Consider the following 4,265-nt stretch of genomic DNA (forward strand, 5'->3'; position numbering starts at 1 on the left):
CTATAAAGAGCAAGGCATAGCCAAAGAACCTGAAAAAAAATTATTACCAAGCCAAGCCAAAGACCCTGAAATCAGGGAAGCCTTGCAACAGTCACGTACAGCCTATAAAGAGCTTGAGCGACTAGACTTAGGCGATCCGAAAAAAGACCTGAAAGAACTCAAAGACAGCCCAATTTCAGACAAAGAAATTAAACAGGGCATTGAGAGTTTTAAGGCTGATTTTGACAGCTTCAAACAACTTGCCTTACAGCAGTACAAAGAACAGCAGAAATTAGAACGAGAGCAACAGAAAACCATGAGTTATAAGGGGATGAGCCGATGACACCTGATGAAAAAAAGTTATATGCACTGATGGCAGTTGCAGAACAACAGCAGAACCTCGTCAATCAGGCCGTTAAAGAGCTTCAAATCACCGAAGAACGCATTCAAAAGGTCATAGCAGGGCAAACCCATAGTACTGTATCAAAATCGCTAAATACGGGCTTACAGGAGGGTACAGCGGAGCTTATTAAGACCGCTAAAGCACTTGGACATTTAAAAAACTCGATTGAATCAACCAGTGATCAATTTTCATGGAAAATCATCACCATCATTTTAGGCATTTTCGCCATTCTGATGCTTGGCATCATTTGGTTATTCAGTGTTTATATCAAACCTTTAGAAAATATCCCGCAGATCGAGAGCTTAAGACAGCAGGGAATCCAGTTTGATATAGGAAGCTGTACTGTTGGAGAGGAATATAAACCGTGTGTTCGAGTGATGAAAAAGCAGTGCGGATATGGAAAAAATGGAGATTTTTGTGTCATAGACCCAAAATAATAGGCATATTTTTTATTTGACGAGAGGAAATGAGTAATCATGCCATTAATTGAATATTACGGCTTGTTATTTGAATGGCATGACCAAAAAATGGATTTAGTCTATCGAGGGCGAGAAATTACGTTCGAGGAGGTCTGTAGTATTTTCCTTGATCCTGCATTGATGTCTTTTGAGGATGTAGGACACTATGATGAACAACGACTAATATCAGTCGGTTTAAGCAATCGTGGTAGACTATTAACAGTGGTTTGGGTTGAACGTGGAGATGTTGCGAGAATAATCACTGCATTTGAACCATCACATCACCAAAAGCGGAGGTACAGCAATGCAAAATGAACTAGAACGCTATAAAAATTTTGACCCTACCAATGCCCCATTGGTTAAACCTAGCTTTGTGAAGAAATTACAGGAACGCCATGCCATAGCTCAAGCACAGGCTTTTGATGCTGATGTAGTTGCATGGTTAAGTTCACAAGATAATGAAACAAAACAACATATTAACGATATGGTTCGCCATATTATGGCATTGAAACGTGCTTGATTAGGGATTTAGTCATGATTAGATATGACCTCCCTTTTTTGTCTTAATGATCTGATTGATCAAAGAAAAAGCCCATTGAATCTTGCAACTCAATGGGCTTTCGCTTTATATTCAGCGGTACGCAGTTATTTGATGCACGAACATCAAGTAACGAAGATCATAAGGTTTGGCGACCGTTATGATTTCACACTAAGGCTTGTACCTGAACTCTATTTTCACAATAAACAGTGTTTAGATCAAGACCCAAAATGATAAGTCTTCGTTAATCCGTGTTTTAAATCATCAAATAAGCATCCTAGATCGAGCTTTGCCTGCTCCTGCGTGTCCGTTTTACGGATTGGCATGCGTTGCATGTGGAGGGAATAAGTGTCACTGGTGCAACGTAGCGATAGTCGAAAGGCTAAACCGCTACAGGGGAATCTCACAAAAGCGGAGCGTTAAGAGTAGTTGTATAGGTTGGTTAAGTTGTATGTTGGGGAAACCCTCGCAGAGATACCGCCATACTTCGACAGGGAGCGTGTGGGGAGAGGTGCAAGACCTTTAGTCCTTGTCTGCATAGTTTGCAAAGCTATGTGCGGATACGACCGATATACGTGGCTCCGAAGCCAAAAGAATATGCGGTAAATCGGCAATACTTAAAGGATGCGTCATTTTTTTAAATGACCGCCTTTAGGGAGAGTATTGCCGAAACTCTCTCAACCGTTTCCAAAGCCAAAGCACGAAGTGCGACGCTTTGGGGGCGAGTTGAGAAGTTGAGAGCATTTGATTTTATAGTTTATTGGAAAGGAAGTTTTTTAGAATTGCCTTTTTTGCTTAGGCTATTTAAGCTTGGTATACAAAAAGTGAGCCGCATATTTCAGAACGTGGTGATTTTTGGGGTAAAGATATTTCAATGAAATAAGCTCTTAACTTCAAGTTGCATAGTGATTGGAAGCAATTATTAATAAAGCGCAACAGTATTGAAGAAACACTTGATGATTTTGAAGTTTCCACTCAATCATTGAACAGCGTGATCCGCCATTTAACGAAGAAACGTAAGATATTCTCTTCTGATGATTCAGTTAAAAAAGTAATTTACTTGGCAATATCAAATGCTGCTAAGAAATGGGCGATGCCAATTCAAAATTGGTGTTTAGCGATTAATTGGTTTACGATTCATTTCGATGATCGATTAAAAGATCATTTATAAATCGAGCTTACACAAAATAATTTACAGATTTTAAATAGGAATTATCGTGAATCAATTTAAGACCTCAATTTTACTTATTTCTTTAGGCTTTGCATTAGCTGCATGTGGTGGCGGTGGTAGTTCTGATAATGGTTCCGATAATACAGGTTCTGGCACAGGCGGTATTGGTGGTTCTGGCACAGGCGGTATTGGTGGTTCTGGCACAGGCGGCACAAATACAGACTCGTCTACAGGTTCAGTATTAGAAAAGTTAAGCACAAATAAAACCTATCGTGCTATTTATGACTTTCCTAATTCATCAGGTACTTTACGAATAGATTCAGTAGTACAAAACGATGCCGGCATTATAACGGAACTTGGTGATTATAAAATTACTGGTGATATTATTGCGAAAGAAATTGCGGGTAATAAAAACTATGCTATTGCGCGTATTTCAAAAGGTATTTTTAATTACGACAGCAATGGTGAAATAAAAACTACGGATATTTCCAAATACACCAATGGCTCATATTTCTACTTCGCATATACCCCATTAGTTGCAAAACGTGTTTTACCACAAACTAAACAAATTAATTGTACTGATGTAAATGCGACTCAAGCAAAATTGACTAATGGCGGTCGCCTTTCTAGTTATATTTCTCCATCTATTCATAACGGCAGTATCACATTGAATCCAAATGGAGATATCGATGTTAAATTTACGGCGAAAAGTGGTAGTGATGAAACAACCTTTGCATCAACAATGAATTGGGTGGATTCATTCAATAGTTATAACGGATACAATTTGTTAGGCATTGTTGGTCAACAAGGCCGATCAGATAATATCGGCACATTTAACATTTCTGATAATGGAACAAACAGCTTAGTGTTAGGTGCAATTTACCGTATGCCTTTAAGTAATGGTGGTAATTACCAAGGTGCTGTTTCAATGGTATGTAATTATTAATACTTCGTAATTAAGCAACACTAAAAAGCCAAAGTTTATTCTTTGGCTTTTATATTTATAAATACATGCTAAAGATTATTTTATGGGTATGATATTGAGCTAAATACTACGGATTACACTAGATAATCCGTAGAGCCATCTTTTTTACGCTGATTTAAGGTTTCTTGTCCTAAATCCTTCCAAATTTGCCATTTCATATCATTTGGGTCTATTTCAGCAGTTTTTAGAAGAACGCCAAGTAATTCGGCTGGGTCACGCTGATCTAGGTTAGCTATTTCAAATAATGCGCCTAATTGAATGAGATGACGTGTACGAGCTTTACGTTCAGCTTCTTTTTCTGCATTCAGTAATTTTCTAACTGCAACTTTTTGCTTATTTGCTCGATCTATGGCTTTTTCAGCTTTGATCAAGGCATTGATCTTTTTCTCTTGGTCGGGTGTTCTGTACTGAATTTTGGCTAATTCAAGTAAAAGTTTTTGAGCATCACTAGGATTCTTTAAAGCAGAAATATAGGTGATTTTTTCAGACAGCCAATCATTATTCATATTCAATTCCATTAATTCAGATACCGCAAAAGCACAGGCTCAATACTCAAAGAACGATAACAAAATATTTACGTTCGAGTAACGTAATTTTGTTAAAGTCGTTCTAGAGATTGTCGCCTGTACTTCCATCAAAAATTTGATGGCGCGCTTAGACGTTTCTCAATTTCATTGAGAAACCTAAGCACGTTAGGGACTTCATCCCTAAAACCCTGAAACTTCTTTTTT

Annotated in this window: 5 protein-coding genes and 2 pseudogenes; 6 read left to right on the forward strand and 1 reads right to left on the reverse strand. The window is 38.0% G+C overall.

Features of this window, described 5'->3' with window-relative positions; all coding sequences use genetic code 11:
* The 6 genes and pseudogenes from F960_RS00285 to F960_RS00315 all read left to right on the forward strand — a co-directional run.
* Nucleotides 1–322: pseudogene (locus tag F960_RS00285) on the forward strand (MobA/MobL family protein); the annotation flags it as partial.
* Complete coding sequence (locus F960_RS00290) at nt 319–819, forward strand: hypothetical protein (RefSeq protein WP_004846794.1); 501 nt, start codon at nt 319–321, stop codon at nt 817–819. The pseudogene F960_RS00285 and the gene F960_RS00290, both read left to right, overlap by 4 nt.
* Nucleotides 820–858: 39 nt before the next feature.
* A complete protein-coding gene (locus F960_RS00295; protein ID WP_004846796.1) occupies nt 859–1,155 on the forward strand; it encodes a BrnT family toxin in 297 nt (98 codons plus the stop codon).
* On the forward strand, nt 1,145–1,360 hold the full coding sequence (locus tag F960_RS00300) for a hypothetical protein (protein WP_004847384.1): 216 nt from the start codon (nt 1,145–1,147) through the stop codon (nt 1,358–1,360). Before F960_RS00295 ends, F960_RS00300 begins: the two co-directional genes overlap by 11 nt.
* A 994-nt stretch (nt 1,361–2,354) precedes the next feature.
* Nucleotides 2,355–2,549 (forward strand): annotated as a pseudogene (locus F960_RS00310) (IS256 family transposase); the annotation flags it as partial.
* Between the two features lie 46 nt (nt 2,550–2,595).
* Nucleotides 2,596–3,495, forward strand: coding sequence for a hypothetical protein (locus F960_RS00315; RefSeq protein ID WP_004846783.1), 900 nt, complete (start codon nt 2,596–2,598; stop codon nt 3,493–3,495).
* 113 nt (nt 3,496–3,608) lie between these two features.
* Here the strand turns inward: F960_RS00315 and F960_RS00320 are convergent, their stop codons facing one another.
* Nucleotides 3,609–4,040 (reverse strand): conjugal transfer protein TraD, encoded by a 432-nt coding sequence (locus F960_RS00320; RefSeq protein WP_004846786.1) that lies wholly within the window; start codon nt 4,038–4,040, stop codon nt 3,609–3,611.
* Nucleotides 4,041–4,265: the final 225 nt, after the last annotated feature.

This window comes from Acinetobacter gerneri DSM 14967 = CIP 107464 = MTCC 9824, assembly GCF_000368565.1.
Lineage (GTDB): Bacteria > Pseudomonadota > Gammaproteobacteria > Pseudomonadales > Moraxellaceae > Acinetobacter > Acinetobacter gerneri.

Bases quoted from the DNA above. Each gene is read 5' to 3' on its own strand.
- F960_RS00295 (WP_004846796.1), top strand. From the start codon at position 859: ATGCCATTAATTGAATATTACGGCTTGTTATTTGAATGGCATGACCAA.
- F960_RS00290 (WP_004846794.1), top strand. From the start codon at position 319: ATGACACCTGATGAAAAAAAGTTATATGCACTGATGGCAGTTGCAGAA.
- F960_RS00300 (WP_004847384.1), top strand. From the start codon at position 1,145: ATGCAAAATGAACTAGAACGCTATAAAAATTTTGACCCTACCAATGCC.
- F960_RS00320 (WP_004846786.1), bottom strand. From the start codon at position 4,040: ATGAATAATGATTGGCTGTCTGAAAAAATCACCTATATTTCTGCTTTA.